19 protein-coding genes are annotated in these 21889 nt (G+C 67.2%); 8 read left to right on the top strand and 11 right to left on the bottom strand.

The window, feature by feature from the left end:
- Nucleotides 1-44 precede the first annotated feature (44 nt).
- The 4 genes from JL101_RS06435 (at nucleotide 45) to JL101_RS06420 (ending at nucleotide 3421) form a co-directional block, all read left to right on the top strand.
- Nucleotides 45-1226, top strand: a complete 1182-nt coding sequence (locus JL101_RS06435) for a polysaccharide pyruvyl transferase family protein (protein WP_203098859.1) — start codon at nucleotides 45-47, stop codon at nucleotides 1224-1226.
- Nucleotides 1227-1456: 230 nt separating this feature from the next.
- Nucleotides 1457-2146 (top strand): hypothetical protein, encoded by a 690-nt coding sequence (locus JL101_RS06430; RefSeq protein ID WP_203098860.1) that lies wholly within the window; start codon nucleotides 1457-1459, stop codon nucleotides 2144-2146.
- Nucleotides 2147-2272: 126 nt separating this feature from the next.
- Complete coding sequence (locus JL101_RS06425) at nucleotides 2273-2872, top strand: pesticin C-terminus-like muramidase (RefSeq protein WP_203098861.1); 600 nt, start codon at nucleotides 2273-2275, stop codon at nucleotides 2870-2872.
- A 57-nt stretch (nucleotides 2873-2929) separates the two neighbouring features.
- Nucleotides 2930-3421 (top strand): hypothetical protein, encoded by a 492-nt coding sequence (locus tag JL101_RS06420; protein ID WP_203098862.1) that lies wholly within the window; start codon nucleotides 2930-2932, stop codon nucleotides 3419-3421.
- A 24-nt stretch (nucleotides 3422-3445) separates the two neighbouring features.
- Here JL101_RS06420 and JL101_RS06415 read toward each other — a convergent pair whose 3' ends face one another.
- On the bottom strand, nucleotides 3446-4741 hold the full coding sequence (locus JL101_RS06415) for an EAL domain-containing protein (RefSeq protein ID WP_228435312.1): 1296 nt from the start codon (nucleotides 4739-4741) through the stop codon (nucleotides 3446-3448).
- 254 nt (nucleotides 4742-4995) lie between these two features.
- On the opposite strand from JL101_RS06415, the gene JL101_RS06410 reads away from it, so the two are divergent.
- The 4 genes from JL101_RS06410 (at nucleotide 4996) to JL101_RS06395 (ending at nucleotide 11912) form a co-directional block, all read left to right on the top strand.
- A complete protein-coding gene (locus JL101_RS06410) occupies nucleotides 4996-6795 on the top strand; it encodes an IlvD/Edd family dehydratase (protein ID WP_203098863.1) in 1800 nt (599 codons plus the stop codon).
- Nucleotides 6796-7208: 413 nt separating this feature from the next.
- Nucleotides 7209-7331, top strand: a complete 123-nt coding sequence (locus JL101_RS06405; protein WP_203098864.1) for a hypothetical protein — start codon at nucleotides 7209-7211, stop codon at nucleotides 7329-7331.
- Nucleotides 7332-7689: 358 nt separating this feature from the next.
- Nucleotides 7690-8811, top strand: coding sequence for an efflux RND transporter periplasmic adaptor subunit (locus JL101_RS06400; protein ID WP_203098865.1), 1122 nt, complete (start codon nucleotides 7690-7692; stop codon nucleotides 8809-8811).
- Nucleotides 8808-11912: an efflux RND transporter permease subunit gene (locus JL101_RS06395; RefSeq protein WP_203098866.1), complete on the top strand. Its 3105-nt coding sequence runs from the start codon at nucleotides 8808-8810 to the stop codon at nucleotides 11910-11912. The genes JL101_RS06400 and JL101_RS06395 overlap by 4 nt, the downstream gene beginning before the upstream one ends.
- Before the next feature lie 42 nt (nucleotides 11913-11954).
- On the opposite strand, the gene JL101_RS06390 is transcribed toward JL101_RS06395, so the two are convergent.
- The 10 genes from JL101_RS06390 to JL101_RS06345 all read right to left on the bottom strand — a co-directional run bounded on the left by JL101_RS06390 (nucleotide 11955) and on the right by JL101_RS06345 (nucleotide 21882).
- On the bottom strand, nucleotides 11955-12482 hold the full coding sequence (locus JL101_RS06390; RefSeq protein ID WP_203098867.1) for a hypothetical protein: 528 nt from the start codon (nucleotides 12480-12482) through the stop codon (nucleotides 11955-11957).
- Nucleotides 12483-12553: 71 nt separating this feature from the next.
- Nucleotides 12554-13735, bottom strand: coding sequence for a S8 family peptidase (locus JL101_RS06385; RefSeq protein WP_203098868.1), 1182 nt, complete (start codon nucleotides 13733-13735; stop codon nucleotides 12554-12556).
- Nucleotides 13736-13886: 151 nt separating this feature from the next.
- The gene (gene pcsA / locus JL101_RS06380) at nucleotides 13887-14612 is read right to left on the bottom strand and encodes a phosphatidylcholine synthase (RefSeq protein ID WP_203098869.1); all 726 of its coding nucleotides are present in this window, start codon (nucleotides 14610-14612) and stop codon (nucleotides 13887-13889) included.
- A 359-nt stretch (nucleotides 14613-14971) separates the two neighbouring features.
- Nucleotides 14972-15202 (bottom strand): hypothetical protein, encoded by a 231-nt coding sequence (locus JL101_RS06375; protein WP_201072861.1) that lies wholly within the window; start codon nucleotides 15200-15202, stop codon nucleotides 14972-14974.
- 43 nt (nucleotides 15203-15245) lie between these two features.
- The gene (locus tag JL101_RS06370; RefSeq protein ID WP_203098870.1) at nucleotides 15246-16655 is read right to left on the bottom strand and encodes a UdgX family uracil-DNA binding protein; all 1410 of its coding nucleotides are present in this window, start codon (nucleotides 16653-16655) and stop codon (nucleotides 15246-15248) included.
- Between the two features lie 7 nt (nucleotides 16656-16662).
- Nucleotides 16663-17886 carry a putative DNA modification/repair radical SAM protein gene (locus JL101_RS06365; protein WP_203098871.1) on the bottom strand — a complete coding sequence of 408 codons (1224 nt, stop codon included), beginning with the start codon at nucleotides 17884-17886 and terminating at the stop codon, nucleotides 16663-16665.
- A gap of 65 nt (nucleotides 17887-17951) precedes the next feature.
- Nucleotides 17952-19040 (bottom strand): mandelate racemase/muconate lactonizing enzyme family protein, encoded by a 1089-nt coding sequence (locus JL101_RS06360; RefSeq protein ID WP_203098872.1) that lies wholly within the window; start codon nucleotides 19038-19040, stop codon nucleotides 17952-17954.
- Between the two features lie 6 nt (nucleotides 19041-19046).
- Nucleotides 19047-20111, bottom strand: a complete 1065-nt coding sequence (locus JL101_RS06355) for an ABC transporter ATP-binding protein (RefSeq protein WP_203098873.1) — start codon at nucleotides 20109-20111, stop codon at nucleotides 19047-19049.
- 33 nt (nucleotides 20112-20144) lie between these two features.
- Nucleotides 20145-20996, bottom strand: coding sequence for a carbohydrate ABC transporter permease (locus JL101_RS06350; protein ID WP_203098874.1), 852 nt, complete (start codon nucleotides 20994-20996; stop codon nucleotides 20145-20147).
- Nucleotides 20997-21009: 13 nt separating this feature from the next.
- Nucleotides 21010-21882, bottom strand: a complete 873-nt coding sequence (locus tag JL101_RS06345; protein WP_203098875.1) for a carbohydrate ABC transporter permease — start codon at nucleotides 21880-21882, stop codon at nucleotides 21010-21012.
- Between the last annotated feature and the right edge of the window lie 7 nt (nucleotides 21883-21889).

The following is a 21889-nucleotide window of genomic DNA, read 5'->3' as shown; positions in this document are numbered from 1 at the left end:
AACCGCCGCTTCCAACCTGTCAAAAAGTCACCAGGAGAAATCCCTTGGCCAAGATCCTCGTCATGATCCCGTCGGGCGAAGTCTATAACCACGACTGCGTCCGCTGGTACGAGTACCAGCAGGTCCAGAAGCACATCGACCACTATCACAACATCGGCGACGCCTTCGTCTTCGACTCCTCGCTGAAGCTGCTGAACTACGACAAGCTCGACGTCCTGGCGATCCGCAACGTCAAGCCGGGCGACGTCGAGCGCTACAACGCCGAATACGACTATGTCTTCCTGCGCGGCTCGAACTACATCCACAGCCACATGGACTGGGAGAACGCCGAGCAGGTCCTGCCCAAGCTGAAGATTCCGATCCTGGCCTTCGGCGTCGGCGCGCAGGCCCCGGTGGAAGGCAAGCTCCAGCTGTCCGACCAGAGCAAGCGGATCTGGAGCATCATCGCCGACAAGTCCGCGTCGCTCGGCGTGCGCGGCACCTACACCGCGGAAGTGCTGTGGGACCTGGGCATCAAGAACGTCCGGATCGTCGGCTGCCCGACCGCCTTCCGCAACAACGATCCCGACCTGCGCATCGACCTGCCGCCGCTCGACCAGGTGAAGAAGGTCGGGTTCACCATGCGCCGCGAGGTCTCGGCCGCCTACGCCCAGAACATCGAGACCTACCTGACCCGCCACCGCGACGTGGTCAAGGAGATGGCCCGCCGCTTCGACATCGTCATGATGATGCAGGGCGAGGTCGAGGAGAAGAAGCTGCTCTGGGGCACCGACGAGCAGAAGGCCCACGCCCTGGCCGAGCTGAAGAACAATGGCTGGATCGGCAAGTGGTTCCTCGACGCCGAGATGGAGGAGCTTTACAAGACCAAGCTCTGGTATTCCGACGTCGTCTCCGACTACGAGGACTTGGTGCGCTCCAAGGATCTCGTGCTGGGTTACCGCCTGCACGGCAACCTGATGGCGCTCGCCAACCGCACGCCGTCGATCTATTTCAGCTATGACAGCCGGACCGTGGAGTTCGCCGAGACCTTCGCGATCCCCTGCTACGACGTGTTCTCGCAGAAGCCCTTCGTGCTGGAGGACTACTGGGACCAGGCGCGGTTCGACCGCTTCAACCGCACCTACTACCAGCGCTTCCGCGACATGCGCGCCTTCCTCGACGAGAACTTCATCGACCACAAGATGCACCACGGCGTCGCGCGTCCCCGCCGCCTCCAGGTGGCATAACTTCTCCGTCATGACCGGACTTGATCCGCGAATGACGAGAAGGGGGCGGTCGTAGATCGGCCTTCGCCCGTCAGGGCGAACGCCGACACCCTGCATCAACGTTCCAGCCACGCTGTCGGCGTCGGCCTTCGGCCGAGGCCGACCTACGGCGAACCGGCTAGCATCAGGTGCCGGACAGCCAAGCATAAGAAAGTGCCGCCACGCACTTGTCCGCAGTACGGGAAATTCGAATGTCCGCAGTGCTACAAACACTCGCCCCGCAGCCGGCCGACATCGACGGCCGGATCGACGCGATCAAGGGCGGCCGGCTCTATGGATGGGCCTGGGACCGCGCCCGTCCGGCCGACCACCTGGAGGTGGAGATCCGGGTCGGCGACCGGTTGGTCGCCAAGGTCTTCGCCAACCAGCCCCGCGACGACCTCAAGGCCAACGGCGTCGGGGACGGCTGCCATGCCTTCGAAACGGCCCTCGACCTGGCCGAAGGCGAGGCGCCGACCGCGCTCGCCCGCTCCCCCGTCACCGGCGAGACCGTCCCGCTGCGCCTGCCGTCCGACGTCGAAGCCGTGACCGAAAGCGTCCTCGGCCCGACCCTGCTCCGTATGTCCGCCCTGATGGACGCGACCCAGCGCAACCAGCAGACGGTCCTGCGCGGCCTTCGCGAACTGCTCAAGCAGGGGCAGGCCGCCCCCGGGGCGGACCAGCGCCTCGACGCTCTGGCGGCGGCCCAGGAGGCCCTTCAGCAGCAGGTCGGCGGGATCGAGGTGTTCCTGCTGCGGATCGACGAAAGCCTGCACGAACTGAACAACAGCCTCAAGCAGCGCCCCGCCGCCAGCGCGAACAAAGGGGTATGGATCGCCATGGGCGTACTTGCCGCCTGCACCGTGGCGCTGGGCGCCGCTGTCGTCTTCATGAAGATCTGACAACCTTTACGGTGCCGGGACTCCATCCATTGCACGCCAAAGAGATATTGCTTTTTATCTATCCCGATAAGACTATCCGATTAGCCAATTGGGCTAGATCTATGCAACTCAATACTATGGTGTGCGATGACAGGAAACGCCGGCGGCCCCAATGCCGACAAGAGGGTCTCCCCCAACGGCCTGACCTTCCTCTACAATCGGGAAGCGCAGAAGAACGTCAGCAACAAACCCCACTGGCCGGGCGGCAGCAGCGGCGTGACGCTCGGGCCGGGCTATGATCTCGGCCATCGCACCGCGGCGCAGATCGTTGCCGACCTGACGAATATCGGCGTCTCCGCCGCCGCCGCGCAGACCCTGTCCCTGGCGGCGGGCAAGACCGGCGAGAACGCCAAGGCCTTCGTCCAGGCCAATTCCGGCGTCGTGACCCTGACCCAGGCGCAGGAGGAGGCGTTGCTCAACATCGCCCTTCCGCCCTACGAGAAGGACGTCAAGACCTACGTCAAGGTCGCGGTGAACCAGAACCAGTTCGATGCGATGGTGTCGCTCGACTACAATATCGGCGGCGGCAACTTCAAGAACAGCTCGGTCGTCGCCAACATCAACAAGGGCGACTTCGCCGCGGCGGCGGAGAGCTTCAAGCTCTGGAACAAGTCGGGCGGCCAGGTGGTCCAGGGCCTCGTCAACCGGCGCAATCTCGAAGTGGAACTGTTCAACACGCCCGTGTAAGCTCCCGGCCGACCGCATCGGGCCGACCGGATCGGCATGTGACAGGGGCTTTCGACGATGAGCATCGGGAACGCGGCAAGATCATGGGCACCCCTGGCCGCCGCGTTCCTGCTGGCAGGTTGCGTGGCCGACGCGCCGCCGGCAGCCTCCGGCCAAGTGCCGCCGGCCCTCGCCGGTACCTGGTCGGCATCGTCGGCCAAGGTCAACACGGCGGGCGTGACCGCCTATCTACCGGACGATCCCGCCCTGCTGGCCCTGCGCCTCCACGTCGCCGGCGACAGCCTCGCCATGGATGGCCACACCTGCAAGTCGCCGGCCGTCGCGACGGAAGCCCTGCCGCTGCGGACGCTGATCGAGGAAACCTATGACGCCTCGCCCGACGCGATGGGCGTCGCGTCCCCCGACGTTCCGCACCCGACCCATTTCATCACCTGCGCAAGTGGCGACATCGGACCCTCCTACGACCGGGGCTCCTGGATCACCCAACTGTCACCCGACCTCATCGCCATGAACTGGTTCGACGGCGTCCTGCTGTTCCTGAAACGCTGATCGCCCCCCGCATCGGTCCGCCCCTCACTCGTCCGCCTCCATGATATTGGCCATCTTCAGGGCGTCCGTGATCCTGACGCCCTTGCGCAGGATGGTATCGACCATGCGCCCCTGGACCAGGTTGATGCCGTGCTTCTGGGCGAACAGCAGGCCGGTCACGGTGCTGCACCGGCCCAGGATGAAGCGGCAATTCTCCTGGCTGCGGATCTTCGCGCTGAAATTTTCCAGCGCGGCCTCGCCCATGTCCAGAAGGTCGTTGCTCCAGAACATCTTGGCATAGTCGCAGGCCATGTATTCCAGGTCCATGTGCTCGACCCACATCGGAGTGATGCCGTCGATGCAGATCGAGTAGCCGCGGTTGTTCGCGAACTCGACGACATCCTTGTAGGTGTCGATGTTCTCGACCAGATCGGCCTTGTTGATCTCCAGCACGATGTTGCCGCGCAGCTCCATGGTCAGCCGCTCGTCGAACTTCACGAACGCCGATGACATGATCGTGCTCAGATTGAGGTTGAGCCCGATCTTGTGCCCCCGGATGAAGTCGACGCCGTGGTTCAGCGATTTCAGGACCGCGTGGTCCAGGCTGGACGTGAAATAGTTGAACAGCCACCGGTTGGCCGTGAGGTCGAACTCCGGGCTCAGGCGATCCTCCAGGGACTTGACCGCGATGTAGACCTCGAAATACTCGCGCCGGTTCTCCTCCTGGGCCTGGATATCGACGATCGGCTGGTTGAGCATGAAGGGCGACAGGTCGAAGTTTCCGATCTGGCGCTCGATCTTGGCCAGTTCCTCCAGGCTGATCGGCTCCTTCGTGGCCGCCTTGGAGGCATCCCCGCCGCCGCCGTCCTTGTCCAGGCCTTCGATGAACCGGATGACGTTCACGAAGTTGAGCGACAGCTCCATGATCGAGTAGAGCGAGTTCTCGCGGTAGGCGTTCGGCCCGGTCATCCTGGTCCGGGACAGCATCATCTTCTCGATCTTCTGGCAGGCCTCCGTGATCGTCGAGAACTTGATGCCCTTGTACAGGATCAGCACGTCGTCGTTGGACAGGGTGAACATCTGGAGATAAGCCGAATTGTCGGCGATCGCCTGGACTGCCCGCTTGATCTCGTGGATGTCGCCGTAGTTCTTGTCCTGAAGGAGCGACAGGTGAAGATGAATCAGCCGAAGTCCCTGCAACTCGCGCTTGGCGGATTGCAGCAACTTGAGCAGGCGTTCGTCGTCGTATTGCGGCTTTTCCGGAACCGCCGCAGCCTTCTCCCCCGGCTTGACGCGTACCCAGTCGCGAGGCGGGCGATCCTGCCTCGGGCGATTCATCATGGCCACATCACTCCGGTTGGACCGTTGGGCGCGCTCATCTTTCTTCCCGCATAGGCCTCGCGACTGCCAGAGGAGTCGAATACCATCAGGAGAGGCAACAAATCGTTAATTTTAGCCAATTCCGGCTGGGCGCGACGGGCTGATTCCGCCGCGCCATTCACCCTGCGTCCGCAGATTTATTGCCTCCGCCCTATTGTTCCGGACTGCCATACCAGCCAAACTGGCGGTCACAAGAACGGAGGGAGGGGAGAACCATGACCTCAGAGACATCCGCGAAGAACGCCTCGGGCAGACTGCGCAGCCAAGCCTGGTTCGACGATCCGTCGAACCCCGACATGACCGCCCTCTACATCGAGCGCTACCTGAACTACGGGCTTACCCGGCAGGAGATCCAGTCCGGCCGCCCGATCATCGGCATCGCCCAGACCGGCAGCGACCTGGCGCCCTGCAACCGCCACCACATCGAACTGGCGTCCCGCGTCAAGGACGGCATCCGCGAAGCCGGCGGCATCCCGCTGGAATTTCCGGTCCACCCGATCCAGGAAACCGGCAAGCGGCCGACCGCGGCGCTCGACCGGACCCTGTCCTATCTCGGCCTGGTCGAGGTCCTGTACGGCTATCCGCTCGACGGCGTCGTGCTGACCACCGGCTGCGACAAGACCACGCCAGCCATGCTGGCGGGTGCCGCGACCGTCAACATCCCGGCCATCGTCCTGTCGGGCGGCCCGATGCTGGACGGCCACTACAAGGGCAAGCTCGCCGGCTCCGGCACGGTGGTGTGGGAGGCGCGCCGCCTGCTCGCCGCCGACAAGATCGGCTATGACGAGTTCATGGACATGGTCAGCTCGTCGGCGCCCAGCGTCGGCCACTGCAACACCATGGGCACCGCCCTGTCGATGAACTCGATCGCCGAGGCCCTGGGCATGTCCCTGCCGGGCTGCGCCGCGATCCCCGGCCCCTACCGCGAGCGCGGCCAGATCGCCTACCTGACCGGCAAGCGGATCGTGGACATGGTCCGCGAGGACCTGACCCCGCGCAAGGTGATGACCCGGGAAGCGTTCGAGAACGCCATCGTGGTCGCCTCCGCGATCGGCGCCTCGACCAACACCCCGCCGCACCTGATCTCGATCGCCCGCCATGTCGGCGTGGACCTGACGCTGGAAGACTGGCAGAAGTTCGGGCACGACGTCCCGCTGCTGGTCAACTGCCAGCCGGCAGGATTCTACCTGGGCGAAGCGTTCCACCGGGCCGGCGGCGTCCCGACGGTCATGAAGGAACTGATCAAGGCCGGCCGCATCCACACCGGCGCGCCGACCGTCACCGGCAAGCCGATGGGCGAGAACGTCGAGCGGGCGCCCGATCCGGACGACGACGTGATCCGTCCCTACGACAAGCCGCTGATGGAAGAAGCCGGCATGCTCGTCATGGGCGGCAACCTGTTCGATTCGGCGGTGATGAAGACCAGCGTCATCAGCCCCGAGTTCCGCAAGCAGTACCTGTCCAACCCGGACGATCCCGACGCCTTCGTGGGCCGGGCGATCGTGTTCGACGGGCCGGAGGAATACCACTCGCGGATCAACGACCCGTCGCTCGACATCGACGAGAACTGCATCCTGTTCATCCGCGGCTGCGGCACCGTCGGCTATCCCGGCTCCGCCGAGGTGGTGAACATGCAGCCGCCCGACCACCTGATCAAGCGGGGCATCGTCTCCCTGCCGACGATCGGCGACGGGCGCCAGAGCGGCACCTCGGCCAGCCCGTCGATCCTGAACGCCTCGCCCGAGGCGGCGGTCGGCGGCGGGCTCGCCCTGCTGAAGACCGGCGACAAGGTGCGGGTGGACCTGCGCAAGCGCCGCGTCGACCTGCTCGCTTCCGACGAGGAGATCGCGGCCCGCCGCGCGGCGCTCAAGCTGCCGGAGCTGAAGCACCAGACGCCCTGGCAGGAACTCTACCGCGGCTTGGTCGGCCAGCTCTCGGACGGCGGATGCCTGGAGATGGCGGTCAAGTACCAGGACATCGTCCACACCAGCGGCATGCCGCGCCACTCGCACTGAGGTAGCGCGGCCCGGTCGAGCCTGAGCCACAGCCCTCAGGAGAACAGTGGACAGGCAATAGCACTCCCTTTTCGTCATGCCCGGACTTGATCCGGGCATCTCCCCGCGGGCTTCACCCAGCTTCCTTACATAGGGATGCGCAGGTGAAGCCCACGGATGACGAACGGAAAGAAGAAAAGCGACGGCTCCGACTCCGCCCCATGCGGAGCAACTTCACACAGGCATTCTCCGCTTTTGGTTGAAGCAGAGAATGCATCCAAACCGCGCCCTGCGGTGATCCTCCAGACAGACGCTATTCCGCAGCACCATCCATCAGTGGCGATCGTCCAGTGCACGAAAGAACTGGTGGCCGGCGACCTGCGCATAACGCTTAGCCGAGCATCGAAAACGGGCTGCCTGAGGTTTCCCAGGCCATGGCAGACAAGCCTCCGACCGTGCATCGCCGCCGCATCGGGTCGGTGATTGGCCGGGTCTCGGACGACGATCTGGCCCGGATCACGTCCGCCGTGGCGTTCACGATCGGCCTGTCGGATTGAGTCGCCGGCCCCTGGAGCGGCAGCCTTGGCGGCAACCGCATCTTCCGCCCGGTGGCCAGCGGCGCAGGCGCTTACCGTGCGGAGGGCGACCGAGCATTGAGGTCGCTGATTGGAGCCCCGTGATCGTTTCAATCCACGCCCCCGCATGAGAGGCGACCTGGTCCTGTTATCTACTTTTGGGATAACGGCGCAGACAGGCACTTGCGCGAACCTCCCGGGAAAGATGCAACCGCTTGGGGTTCGCGCGCCCGCGCCGAAAAGTGCCCGGTTCGTTTTGCCCTTGTCATGAGCCGCTTTGCGGCAAGCTTATAGGGGGTCCAATCACCGCCGGGGAACTCTCCATGCTACGAGCCGCTCGATGACCATGGTCCGCCAGATCGTCATCGTCCTGGTCCTGATCGCCCTTGCCGCCGGTGCCTGGTGGTACCTGGACCCGTCGGGAGGCGACGCCGCCCAGCAGGCCCAGGAGGGTCCCCGCGCCGTTCCCGTCGAAGTCGCCGAAGCCCGCCGGGGCGAGGTTTCCGAGGTGATCGAGGCGGTCGGCACGACCCGGCCGCGCCAGTCGATCGAGGTGATCGCCGACGACAGCGGCCGGGTGGACGAGATCCTGTTCGAGACCGGCCAGCGCGTCGAACAGGGCCAGCCCCTGGTCCGCCTCGACCGCGGCATCCAGGAAGCGAACCTCGCCGAGGCCGAGGCCGTCCTGGTCGATGCCAGGGCGCAGCTTGAGCGCGCCCGGCAGCTCGTCTCCAACAGCGCCGTCTCGGAAGCGCGGGTGGACGAGTTGCGGGCGGCCTTCCTGACGGCCGAGGCCCGGGTCGCGGCGGAACGGCAGCGGCTGCGCGACCGCACGGTCAACGCGCCTTTCGCCGGCATCGTCGGATTGCGGGAGGTCGATGTGGGCGCCCGCGTCACCGACAGCACGGTGCTGACCCGGCTGGACGACCTGTCCGTCATCGAGCTCGAATTCGCGGTGCCGGAGCGCTTCTTCGGCGCGATCCGCCAGGGGCAGCCCGTGAGCGCCACCAGCACCGCGTTCCCGGACACGGACTTCACCGGCGCCGTCGCCGCCATAGACACCCGGATCGACGCGGTGTCGCGGTCGTTCCGGGTCCGTGCCGAGTTTCCCAACCCCGATGCCCGCCTGCCCGGTGGCTTGTTCATGCTGGCCCGGGTCACCCTGTCCACCCGCCCCGACGCCATCCTGGTCCCGGAGGAGGCCGTGCTGGCCGAAGGGCGTTCCAACTTCGTCTACCGCATCGTCGGGACGCCGGCCGAGCCCCGGGCGGAACGGGTCGAAGTCCGGCTCGGCCAGCGCCGCGTCGGCGAGGTCGAGGTGGTCGAGGGGATCGGGATCGGCGACCGCGTCGTCACCGCGGGTCTCCAGCGGCTGCGCCCCGGCGCGGCCGTCCGACTGCCGTCGGAGCCGGCGCCCTCGTCCGAGGACAGCGCCGACAAGGTGGCGGAGCGGGCGGGATGATCTCCGACCTCAGCATCAAGCGCCCGGTCCTCGCGATCGTCCTCAGCGCGCTCATCGTCGTCATCGGCATCGCCGCCCTGATGCGGCTGCCGGTGCGCGAACTGCCGGACGTCGATACCGCGGTCGTCACGATCACCATGACCTATCCCGGCGCAGCACCGGAGATCATCGACACCGAGATCATCGAGGTGATCGAGGGCGGCATCAGCAGCGTGGACGGCATCCGCAGCATCCGCTCGTCCAGCCGTCTCGGCCGCGGCCGCATCGTGGTCGAATTCGTCACCTCCCGCGATATCGACCAGGCCGCCAACGACGTGCGCGACGCGGTCGGCCGCGTGTCCGTGGACCTGCCGGAGGAGGCGGACCCGCCGGAGATCGTCAAGACCGACAGCGACGCCCAGCCGATCATGCGCATCGCCATCACCAGCGACCGCATGACGCCGGCCGACATCAACGACTATGCCAGCCGCTTCATCGTGGACCGGCTGTCGGTGCTGAACGGGGTGGCGCAGGTCGAGATCTTCGGCGAGCGGCGCTACGCCATCCGCATCTGGCTGGACCGCGAGGCGCTGGCCGCCCGCAACCTGACCGTCGCCGACGTGGAATCGGCCCTGCGGCGGAACAATGTGGAATTGCCGGCGGGCGAGCTCGAATCGGTGTCCCGCCAGTTCACCATCCGGACCGACACAAGGCTGCGCACGGTGGAGGAGTTCCGCGACATCGTCGTGGCGCAGGTCGGCAGTTTCCCGGTCCGCCTCGGCGACCTGGCCCAGGTCGAGCTGGGGGTCGAGGATGACGACTCCGTCGTCCGGTCCAACGGCCAGGCCGCGGTCGGCTTGGGCGTGCTGCGCCAGTCCCAGGCCAACACGATCGAGGTCAGCAACCAGGTCCGCGCCGAGCTGGAAGCGCTGCGCCCCACCCTGCCCGAGGGCATGTCGGTGATGGTCAGCTCCGACGACGCCACCTTCATCTCCCAGTCGATCGAGGAGGTGGTGATCGCGCTCGGCATGTCGGTGCTGCTGGTGATCGCGGTGATCTTCCTGTTTCTTCATTCCGTTCGCGCAACGATCGTCCCGGCCGTCACGATCCCGGTCGCCGTGATCGGCACGCTGGCCTTCATCTATGCCTTCGGCTTCTCGATCAACGTCCTGACCCTGCTGGCGCTCCTGCTCGCCATCGGCCTGGTGGTGGACGACGCGATCGTCGTGCTGGAGAACATCCAGCGGCGGGTGGAGGAAGGCGAGCATCCGCTGGCCGCCGCCTTCCTCGGCACCAGGCAGGTCACCTTCGCCGTGATCGCGACCTCGCTGACGCTGGTCGCGGTCTTCCTGCCGATCTCGACGCTGGAGGGGCAGGTCGGCCGCCTGTTCGCGGAGTTCGGCGTCGTCATGGCCGCGGCGGTCGCGATATCCACCTTCGTGGCGCTGTCCCTGTGCGCCATGCTGTGTTCCAAGCTGCTGCGCGGCGGCGAGAAGCCCGGACGGATCGGCCGGGGGCTGGAGCGCGCTTTCAACGCCATGGCGGATGGCTACCGGCGTCTCCTCAGGCGCGCGCTCGGCATGCCTGTCCTGGTGCTCGCGGTGGCCGGTGCCATCTCCGCCGGGACCGTCCTGCTTTACGACATCCTCCCGCGCGAGCTGACCCCGACGGAGGACCGCGGCGTCTTCTTCATCCCGGTGACCGCGCCCGAGGGGGCCACGGCCGGCTACACCGACGCCAACGCGCGGCGCATCGAGGAAGTCCTCGCTCCCCTGCGGGAGTCCGGGGAGGCCGAGCGCATCTTCGCCATCGTGGGGTTCCGCAACCAGCCGGGCCGCGGCTTCGTGGTGGTCGGCCTGGCCGACTGGGCCGAGCGCGAGCGGAGCCAGCGCGAGATCGTGAACTCGATCATCCCCGGCATCAGCGGCATTCCCGGCGTCCGCGCCTTCCCGGTCAATCCCGCCGGCCTGGGCCAGCGCGGCAGCAGCGCGCCGCTCCAAGTGGTGATCGGCGGCCAGGACTACGACACGATCCAGGAATGGTCTGACCGCATCGTCGCCCGCGCCCTGGAGAACCCCGGCCTCCAGAACGTGGAGACCGACTTCGAGGCGACCCGGCCCCAGTTCAACGTGCTGATCGACCGCCGCAAGGCGGACGACCTGGAGATCGGGATCGAGCGGATCGGCAGCACGCTCCAGACCATGCTGGCCTCCCGCGAGGTCACGGACTACATCAACCGCGGCCGGGTCTATCCCGTGATCATCCAGGCGCGCGACAGCGACCGCCAGACGCCCGCCGACCTGAAGAACATCTTCGTCCGGTCCGGCGACGACGGCTCGCTGGTCCCGCTCAACGCCCTGGTCACGCTGGAGGAACTGGCGGCGGCTCCCGAGCTGAAGCGATTCGACCGGTTGCCCTCGATCACCATCTCGGCGTCGCTCGCCGACGGGTACGACCTGGGGTCCGCCATCGACTACATCAACGAGATCGCCGCGGAGGAACTGCCGCCCGAGGGCCGGCTGAGCTATACCGGGCAGAGCCAGCAGTTCCTCGAGACCTCGGGCGGCATCGCCGTCACCTTCGGGATCGCGCTGCTGATCGTCTTCCTGGTGCTGGCCGCCCAGTTCGAAAGCTTCATCCATCCGCTGATCATCATGCTGACGGTGCCGCTCGGCCTCGCCGGCGCTCTCGCCGCGCTGGCGTTGGGCGGGTTGTCCCTGAACATCTACAGCCAGGTCGGGATGGTGCTGCTGATCGGCCTGATGGCGAAGAACGGCATCCTGATCGTCGAGTTCGCCAACCAGCTCCGCGCCGAGGGGATGGACGTCCGGCAGGCGATCACGGAAGGATCGGCGCTCCGGTTCCGCCCGATCCTGATGACGGTGCTGTCCACCGTGCTGGGCGCGGTGCCCCTGCTGCTGGCCAGCGGGGCCGGCGCCGAGAGCCGGGTCGCCATCGGCGCCGTGATCATCGGCGGGCTGACGGTCGCGTCCCTGCTGACCCTGTTCGTCACGCCGGTGCTCTACGACCTCTTGGCCCGCTTCACCCGCCCCGCCAATTCCGTCGCGGAGGACCTGAACCGCCAACTCCAGGGCCTGCGAAACCGCCAGCCGGCGGAGTGATGATACAGATGATTCAAGGGCAATGGGGGCGACCGGGGCGGGTCACAAACCGTAAAGCTCCGCCAGCAGCTTCCGCATGTTGTCCTGGATGGCCCGCTCGGTCGCGACGCGCGTCCGCTCGGTCGGGCTGAAATAGTCCGACGAGGACGCGGTCCCGGTCGAGGCGATCGGCCGGGAGAAGACGACCGCTCCGGTCGCCACGTCGGTGACCAGGTACCGGATCTCCACCTCCGCCGTCACGTTGAGCCCCAGCAGGATCTCCTGCAGGCCCCGGGTCGTGCGGACCAGTTCGGCATCGACCCGGTAGCGCGGCTGGCTCGCCGCCAGGGCGCCGCGCACCGCGAGCGAATTGATCAGGGCCTCCCGCAGGTCCAGGTCGGAGACCTGGATCTGGTTCAGGACATTCAGGGAGCTTCCTCCGCCCACGCTGCCGACCTGGACCGCGAGCGCGCGGTCGGTCTGCCCGGCGATCCGCTCGGTGCCGGGGACGATCATGTTGGACATGCGGACGGGCGCTTGGCAGCCCGCCAGCAGGGCGGCCAGCAGCAGGCCGGGGACGACGCGTTTCAAGGAGACCTCACGGGACGGAAACCTCCTCGACAACACGCCGCCCGGCCCGGTGGTTCACCCCGGCCGCCGGCTCACGGCGCCGTGACGAGCCCCAGCCCGCGGTCCGCCGGGTCCGCGTCCGACAGGAAGACCTCGGTGCGAGCCGACGCCAGGATCTTCGCCGAGACCGCCGTCGCGGCGATCCGGGCCGGCGCGCCGCCCATGGCCTCCCACCACAGGGCCGCGACGCCCGCGACATGGGGTGTCGCCATGCTGGTGCCGTTCAGGGCGACCAGCCCGCCGCCGGCCCGGGCCGACAGCACGTTGACGCCGGGGGCGCTGACCTGCGGGAAGGTGTTGGAGAAGGGCGCCACGCCCAGGGAGGCCCCGGTCTGGCCCAGCGCGCCGACCGAGATGATGCCCTGGGCCGCCGCCGGGATCGACACGGCGACTTCGAAGTCCCTGTTCTGGTCGCGCCGGCTCTCGTTGCCCGCGGCGGCCACCAGCACGGTCCCGGTCGAGAAGGCGGCCCGCGCCTCGACCATCTCCATCAGCGCGTCGAACATGCGGAGATTGCCGCGATAGCCCTCCAGTGCCACGGAGGTCGCCAGTTCCGGCGGCCAGCCGTCCGCCACCAGCCGGGCGACCAGCCCGGGGAAGTCGAAGCCCAGGGACATGGAGATCACCTGCGCGCCCTCCTGGACCGCCCACTGGATGCCGCGGAAGATCATGTCGCTGTTGCCGCTGCCGTCGTCGCCCAGCACCTTGCCGATCAGGGCCCGATTGACGCCGCGGGCGACCCCGATCCGCGTACCGTCCACGTCTCGCCCGAAGATCGTGCCGGCGCAGTGGGTGCCGTGCCCCTGCCTGTCGCCGTTCCCCGACCCGGAGAAATCCTCCTGGACCACTTCCACGCCCGCGAAGGCGGGATGGGCGGCGTCGATCCCGGTATCCAGCACCGCCACGGTGACCCCGGCCCCGCTGAAGGCCGAGACGTCGGCCCGGACCGCGCCGATGCCCCAGGCCTGGGTCGCGGCCTCGGCCTCGGGGACCTCGAACGGCCGGACCAGCGCGATCGGCATGATCGGGGCGATGCCGCGGACTTCCGGATCGCGGGCGACCTCCCGCACCTGGCGCGAGGTCAGCCGGGCCACGTCGATCATCGGCTCGGGCGGGATCACCGCGGCTCCGCGGCCGAGGCTCCGGGCGCGGCGCTCGAACGGCTCCGCGGTTGCCAGGGGAGATAGATTTCGCAGGATCGCATAATTTCGCATGGGTATGCTTCCTCCTACCAGGACTCTACCGACCGGCGTCGAGTTTCCCACGAACCCGTGCCGGGTTGTCCACCGGACAAACGGAGTGGGCAAAAAGAGAGGCCCGCGGCAAGCCGCGGGCCCCGGTGATCTCGGGCTTGGCGCCGGCCGGTCAGCCGCCGCGCGCGTATCCCAGCACGGTCCGCCAGGCGCAGATGCCGGTGAACCAGGCGGAGGCGACGATCCACGGCACCATCAGCACCAGCGGGTCGTCCGGCTGGCCCAGCACGAGCAGCAGGCTGCTGATCATCCAGACCGCGGTCATCGCGAGGTTGACCGGCATCAGGTGCGGCACCCGGAAGGGATGCACGAACTTGGCCGTGGTGAAGGTCATCAGGGCGAAGAAGGTGATCAGGGCGAAGGTGACCGCCGGATCCAGGTCCAGGATGAAGAGGTACAGCGCCACGACGTTCCAGACCGCCGGGAATCCCACGAAATAGTTGTCGTTGCTCTTCATGTTGACGTTGCAGAAACAGTAGAGCGCCGACAGCAGGATGAAGGCGACCGCCACCAGTTCGAGCGGCCCCGGAAGCGGGATGAACTTGTAGATGAAGATCGCCGGGATGAACACGTATGTCAGATAGTCGATCACCAGGTCCAGGATCGCCCCGTCGAAATTGGGCAGGACCCGCTTGACCGAGAATTTCCGGGCCAGCGTCCCGTCCACCCCGTCGACCAGGAGGGCCGCGCCGAGCCAGAGCAGGCAGCCCTTGGCGTTGTTGTCCACCAGCGCCAGCAGGGCCATCAGCCCGAGCACCACCCCGCTCGCCGTGACGGCGTGGACCACCCAGGCGGCGGCCTTCTGGACGTGGGAATAAGGCTCGGTCACTTCGGTCATCCTGGAAGTCATTTCCACCTGCAAATCTCCGCACCGGCCTCACGCCAAGCGCTTGCTACTTCTTCAGCCTGGTCTCTTCGGGGCCGCATCGGTTTCATGATCGGTTTCATGGGCCAGGTTCGTGGGCTCATGGCCTTTCAGGGACAGCGACAAGATCCTTCTGGAACATACGGCGGCGGCTGAATGTTCAATCGCCGTGCCGTAAACCGGATTCGCCATAGTAACGTCACGCGGCGGCCGAGTGAAGGGATGATCCGGTCCCTGCCCTTCTGCCCGGACGAATTGCTCCGGCGGCACGGCCGAAAGCGTACGCCTAGCCGCCCGGGCGGCGAAACTCAATTGCCGGAAAGGGGAAGAGGTCACTTCTTTCCGAACAGGCGCCTCAGCAGTCCGGACTGCTCCTGGCGTTCGGCATCCTTGATCTCGAGCCACTCGTCGACCAGCTCGGCCGCTTGCCAGTTGCCGAAATAGCGTACGCAGTCGACCCCCGACATCAGCCGGACCTTCTGCTCGCCCAACCGTTCCAGGCGGTCGCGCAGGCGCCGCCGGTCGTCCTCGGTCAGTACGGCATGGCCAAATCGTGGTTGCATCGTCACTCCCCATCGATAACCGGAGAATGCCACCGGCCGGGGTTCACGGCGTCATCGCAAAAGAGGTAGCAAGCCTCAGATCGGTGACGAAACGATCGTACTCCGCCCTCTTCGCGGCCGGGTCGGGCAGCCGGAGCAGGTACGACGGGTGGACGGTCAGCAGCATCGACCGGCCCTCCTCCAGCCGCAGGACCGCGCCGCGCTCGCGCTGGACCGCGACCTCGCGGCGCAGCAGCGCGCGGCCGGCCGTGGCGCCCAGGGCCACGATCAGGCGCGGGCGGACCGCCGCGACCTCCTCCGCCAGCCACCAGCGGCAATGCTCGACCTCGCCGGCGTCGGGCTTCTGGTGGATGCGGCGCTTGCCGCGGGGCGTGAACTTGAAATGCTTGACCGCGTTGGTGACGTAGCAGTCCGACCGCACGATGCCGGCCTCGGCCAGCGCGCGGTCCAGCAGCTGCCCCGCCGGCCCGACGAACGCCCGCCCGGCCAAGTCCTCCTGGTCGCCCGGCTGCTCGCCCACCAGCATCAGCCGCGCTCCCATCGGCCCCTCGCCCGGGACCGCCTGGGTCGCGTTCCGCCACAGAGTACAGCGCCGACAGGCCTGGAGGCCGCCCTCGGGCTCCGGCGCCCGGACATCCGGCACGGCCTCGGCCCAGCGCCCGGATTTCGGCGCGGGAAGCGTCACGCCGCTCTCGACCATGGCGGCGGCCCTGCGGCCGGCGTCGCGGATCAGCGGGGCGATCAGCCGCGCCTCGGGCAGGTTGTGCCAGTATTTCCGCGGCATCTCCGACTGCATGGCCGCGATCTTCAACCGGGCCGGGTTGAAGATGCTGGCATAATAGCTGCGCCAGTAATCCTCCAGCGCGTCCTCGTCGGGCACCTCCGCCCGGCTGGCCCCGGGGGTGAAATGCAGCGTCTCCCCGTCCCAATGGACGCTTCGGTCCGGCGTCAGGATCGACCAATCCATGTTGGCGAACCGGCGGGCGAAGAACGGCGCCGCGCGCTCCACGATGAAGTGGTCCGGCTCGAACCAGGCGAGATAATGCCCCTCCCGCTCGCGGAACCGGACGAAGGCGTGCATCTTGTGGATGTCGCGCCGGATCGCCCGCGCCATGGCCTCGGCCCGGTGGACGTCCCGGTCCGACACGACCTCCAGCAGCTTCGGATCGCCATGGGTCAGCCGCCACAGCAATCCGTAGAGCAGCGCGAAGCGCGCCGGATCGCGGTGGCAGACGACGGTCTCCGCCAGCTCCAGGAAGTCCTTCGGCACGGTGAACGCGCGGTTCCGTACCGCTTCCGGAACGACCGGCGCCGCCGCATCGCCGAACAGTCCCGCCTGCGCGCCCACCCGCCAGTCCACCGCCTCCGGCCGGGCGTCGGCCAGCACCATCCGCCGGGCCGCCGCGCGCCAGCCTTCGAAATCGACGGGATGGGCCAGCTCAACCGCGTGCATCGGAAGCTCACGCGAACAGCGGCAGCGCCAGCTGCGCCGGCCGGGGCGCCAGCCTCTGCCGCAGGTCGATCCGGTCCAGCAGCGAGCGGCCCACCTGCGGGTCCGCCGTGGTGACGAAGGGCGCCACCTTGGCGATCTGTACCCGCAGCCGTCCCAGGTCCTCCAGGCGTACGGCCTTGTGGCGTCGGATCGACAGCAGGCGGTCCACCGTACGTACGCCCATGCCGGGCACCCGCAGCAGGCTTTCCCGGTCCGCCTTGTTGACATCCACCGGGAAACGGTGGCGGTTGACCAGCGCCCAGGCCAGCTTAGGGTCGATCTCCAGGTCGAGCAGCCCGCCGTCCGGCACGATCTCCCCCGCGTCGAAGCCGTAGAAGCGCATCAGCCAGTCGGCCTGGTACAGCCGGTGCTCCCTGACCAAGGGCGGCGCTCCCGGCGGCAGGCTGGAGCTGCCGTCCGGGATCGGGCTGAAGGCGGAATAATAGACTCGGCGCAGCCGGTACCCGGTATAGAGCCGGTCGCTGGTCGCCAGGATGCCCCGGTCGTCGGTCCCGTCGGCCCCGACGATCATCTGGGTGCTCTGGCCGCCCGGCGCGAAGCGCGGCTCGCGCGGGCTGGACTTCGCCTCCTCGATCCGAAGCCGCAGCCGCCCCATGGAACGCCGGATCGCGCCCGCGTCCTTCTCCGGCGCCAGCCGGTCCAGCGATGGCTCCGACGGCAGCTCGATGTTGATGCTGAGCCGGTCGGCATACAGCCCCGCCTCGGCCAGCAGCTCGGGCGAGGCGTCGGGAATCGTCTTCAGGTGGATGTAGCCGCGGAAGCCATGGTCCTCCCGCAGCATCTTCGCCACCCGGACCAGCTGCTCCATCGTATAATCCGGGCTCTGGATGATGCCGGAGCTGAGGAAGAGCCCCTCGATATAGTTGCGCCGGTAGAAGCCCAGGGTCAGCCTGACCACCTCCTCCGGCGTGAAGCGGGCGCGGCGGACATTGCTGGACCGCCGGTTGACGCAGTACAGGCAGTCATAGACGCAGAAATTGGTCAGCAGGATCTTCAGCAGCGAGATGCAGCGCCCGTCCGGCGCATAGGCATGGCAGATGCCCATGCCCTCGGTCGAGCCGATCCCGTCCTTCGTCCCGGCGGAACTCTTGCGATCCGACCCGCTCGACGCGCAGGACGCGTCGTACTTGGCCGCATCCGCCAGGATCTCCAGCTTCTCTCGCAGTTCCATTTTCCCGCCCGCACTCGTTCACATAATGTTCTAGTGCGAGCGGGTCTCCGGTCAAGGGGAAGCGGTCAGCCCCGGATCTTCTCCAGCCCCTTCCAGTCGAACTCCATCCCATGCCCCGGCCGCTCAGGTGCTACCGCGACTCCCTCCTCGATCCGCAGCGGCTCCGCGATGTAGCGGTCCAACCCGAAACCGTGGGCCTCCAGGAACGACCGGTTTGGGCAGGCGGCCAGCAGATGCACCGTCACGTCATGGGCGCCGTGGCTGGTCACCGGCAGGTTGAAGGCTTCCGCCAGATGCGCGATCTTCATGAAGGGCGTGATGCCGCCGCAGTTGGTGACGTCCGGCTCCGGATAGGTCACGCCGCCCCCCGCGATATAGAGCTTGAACTCCCACAGGGTCCGCAGGTTCTCGCCGGCTGCGATCGGCAGCCCGCCCTCGCGGACGATGCGGGCGTGGCCCGCCGGGTCGTCCGGGATGGTCGGCTCTTCCAGCCAGGTCAGGTCGAACGGCTGGAGCGCCCGGGCGGCGCGGATCGCCTCGTCCACCCCCCACTTCATGTTGGCGTCCACCATCAGCGGGAAGCCCTGCCCCAGGTGCTGCCGCATCGCCGCGACCCGCTCGACGTCCTCGAACAGGTTCCGCCGCCCGACCTTCATCTTGATCGCCCGGAACCCCTTGGCGAGGTTGTCGTCGGTCTGGCGGAGCAGCGCGTCCAGCGGAAGCTCCAGGTCGATGCCCCCGGCATAGCACGGCACCCGGGGATCGTAGCCGCCCAGCAGCCGCCACAGCGGCAACCCGGCGCGCCGGGCCTTCAGGTCCCACAGGGCCATGTCGAAGGCCGACAGCGCCAGCACCGTCGGGCCGCCGCGCCCGCCATAGTGGAGCGCCCACCAGGCCTTCTGCCACAGCCACTCGATCGCGTCGGCCTCCTCCCCCTGCATCAGCTCGGGGATCTCGCGGGTCAGCACGGAATCGACGGCGCCGCCGTTCCGCCCCACGGTGAAGGTGTAGCCGACGCCCTCCGCCCCGTCGGCATCGCGCAGCCGGACGGTGTTCAGCTCGAAGGCCTTCATCTCGCCATGGGTGCTGTCGGTCAGCACCACAGGCAGCGGGATGCGGTAGAATCCTGGTTCGATGGAGCTAAGTTTCGCCATTGGTCCTCAACCCTGCGCCGCCAGCCGGCGGCCCGTTTCGGTATCGAAAAGATGCACGTGCGCGGTATCGGGCCGGATGCGCAGCGTCTCGCCGGGGGCCGGCAGGATGCGGCTGCGGAACAGGCAGTCCAGCTCCGTCTTCCCGCCCTTTACCACGATCAGGGTCTCCGACCCGGTCGGCTCGACCACCACCACCTCCACCGGCACGCCGGTGTCGCTCAGCGTGATGTGCTCGGGCCGCAGCCCATAGGTGACCGGCCGGCCGGCCGCCGCCTCCCACCCCGCCGGCAGCGGCAGCCGCAGCCCGCCCTGGCTGACGAAGCTCCCCCCCTCGATCCGCCCCTCGATCAGGTTCATGGCCGGCGATCCGATGAAGCCGGCGACGAACAGGTTGTCCGGCCTGTCGTACAGGTCCAGCGGCGCCCCGACCTGCTCGACGATGCCGTCGCGCATCACGACGATCTTGTCGGCCATGGTCATGGCCTCGATCTGGTCGTGGGTGACATAGACCGTCGTGGTCCGAAGCCGCTGGTGCAGCTCCTTGATCTCGGCGCGCATGGCGACCCGCAGCTTGGCGTCCAGGTTGGACAGCGGCTCGTCGAACAGGAACACCTTGGGGTCGCGCACGATCGCCCGCCCCATGGCGACCCGCTGGCGCTGCCCGCCGGACAGCTCTTTGGGATAGCGGGCCAGCAGCTTGGTCAGGCCCAGGATCTCGGCGGCCCGGTTGACCCGCACCTCGATCTCCGACTTCTTCGCCCGCCGAAGCCGCATGGAAAAGGCCATGTTCTCGGCGACCGTCATGTGCGGATAGAGCGCGTAGTTCTGGAACACCATGGCGATGTCCCGTTCCTTGGGCGGCACGTCGTTGACCACCCGCGGGCCGATTCGGATTTCGCCGCCGGTGATGCTCTCCAGCCCGGCGAGCATGCGCAGCAGCGTCGATTTCCCGCAGCCCGAGGGGCCGACCAGGATGACGAACTCGCCGTCCCGGATATCGACCGACACGCCGTGGAGCACCTGCGCCGTGCCATAGGACTTGCGGACGTCCCTGATCTCAACCGAGGCCATGATTGCTTCCCCAAATGACGATGACGGTCCCGATCAGCTCTTCACCGCACCCGCGGTCAGGCCGGAGACCATGTAGCGCTTGAAGGCGTAGTAGATCGCCGCCGGCGGCAGCGCGTAGATCAGCCCGGTGGTCATCAGCAGCTCCCACGGCGAATCGTCCGCCGCCAGGAAGTTGCCTAGCGCCACCGGGAGGGTGATCTCGGTGTCGCGGGACAGCAGCAGGAAGGCGTAGAGATACTCGTTCCAGGCCAGCAGCAGCGCATAAGTCCCGACCGCCACCAGCGAGGGCTTCATCAGCGGCAGATAGACCATCCAGAACAGCTGCAGCGGCGACGCGCCGTCCACCACCGCCGCCTCGTCCAGCTCGTAGGGGAGCTTGTCCGAGGCCTGCTTCAGCACCCAGATCGCATAGGGCGAGGCCACCGTGACCATCGCCAGGATCAGCGCCCACTTGCTGTTGAGCAGCCCGTAGATCCCCATGGTCCGATACATCGGCACCGCCAGGAAGGCCGCCGGGATGAAATAGGTGAACAGCGCCAGGTTCATCACCGTGCGCCCGCCCTCCACCTTCAGCCTGCTGATCGCGAAGGCCGCGAAGGTCGCCACCAGCAGGGTCAGCGCCCCGGTCGCGATCGCGACGATCAGCGAGTTGGCGAGCTGTTCCCAGAAATGGATCAGGAAGTAGTGGTCCTGGTTCAGCACGATCTGGAAGTTCCGCAGCGTCGGCTCCTCCGGCCAGACATTGCCGGAGAAGGCGGCGTCCCGGGGCGAGATCGCGAACAGGAACAGGTGGTAGATCGGCAGCATGGTCCAGATCAGGACCGGGATGCCGATGAGCAGAAGCTTCGCCTCGCCCGCGACCCCCGCCAGGGAAAGTCTCTTCATTTGGACAGCCTCTTCATTTGGACAGCCGCCTCATCATGAAATAGACCAGCGGAAGCACCAGCGGCAGCGCCGTGACGATCGCCGCCATGGACAGGTTCACCTGGTCCAGCCGCAGGTAACGGATGCCCAGCGTCGCCAGCACGTGGGTCAGGTCGGCCGGCCCGCCGCCGGTCAGCAGGTAGACGCTGTTGAAGTCGCCCAGCGTCCAGATCATCGACAGCACCGTGCAGGTCACGTACAGCGTCTTCATCGACGGCCATGTGACGAACCGGAACTGCTGGACCGAGCTCGCCCCGTCCACCGAGGCCGCCTCGTACAGGTCCTTGGAGATCGCGAGCCGGCCGGACAGCAGGATCAGCGTCCAGAACGGCAGGCTCTTCCAGATATGGACCAGGATGGAGAAGGTCAGCCCCAGCGTCGGGTCGTTCAGCCAGTTCGGCCCGTCCTCGGCCGTGAACCGGAAGATCAGCTGGTTGATCACGCCCCATTCCGGGTTCAGCATGAAGCGCACGGACAGGATCGTCGGGATCGACGGCACCGCCCAGGGCAGGATGAAGATCAGGGACAGCCAGCGGATCCAGATCCGGTCGTGCAGGAAGAAGCCCGACAGCAGCAGCGCCACCAGCATCTTCAGGTTCACGCCGATCAGCAGAAAGACCAGCGTGTTGAAGATCGAGCGGACGAAGATCGGATCCTCGAACAGCTGGACATAGCTCTGCGGGTCCCGTGCCAGCCAGAACCCGTAGCACACGGGATAGACCACGAAGAACAGGAAGACCAGGATATAGGGCACCAGCAGGATGGTGCCCCAGACCCGCGTGGGCGACCAGCCCCGCCGCTTCGGCGGGGCCTCGGCATCCGCTTCGGAAACCGCTACCGTGTTCATCGCGTCC

The organism is Skermanella rosea (assembly GCF_016806835.2).
Lineage (GTDB): Bacteria > Pseudomonadota > Alphaproteobacteria > Azospirillales > Azospirillaceae > Skermanella > Skermanella rosea.
Note: the sequence above shows the minus strand (reverse complement) of the source record. Positions and strands in the feature narration are given on the sequence as shown.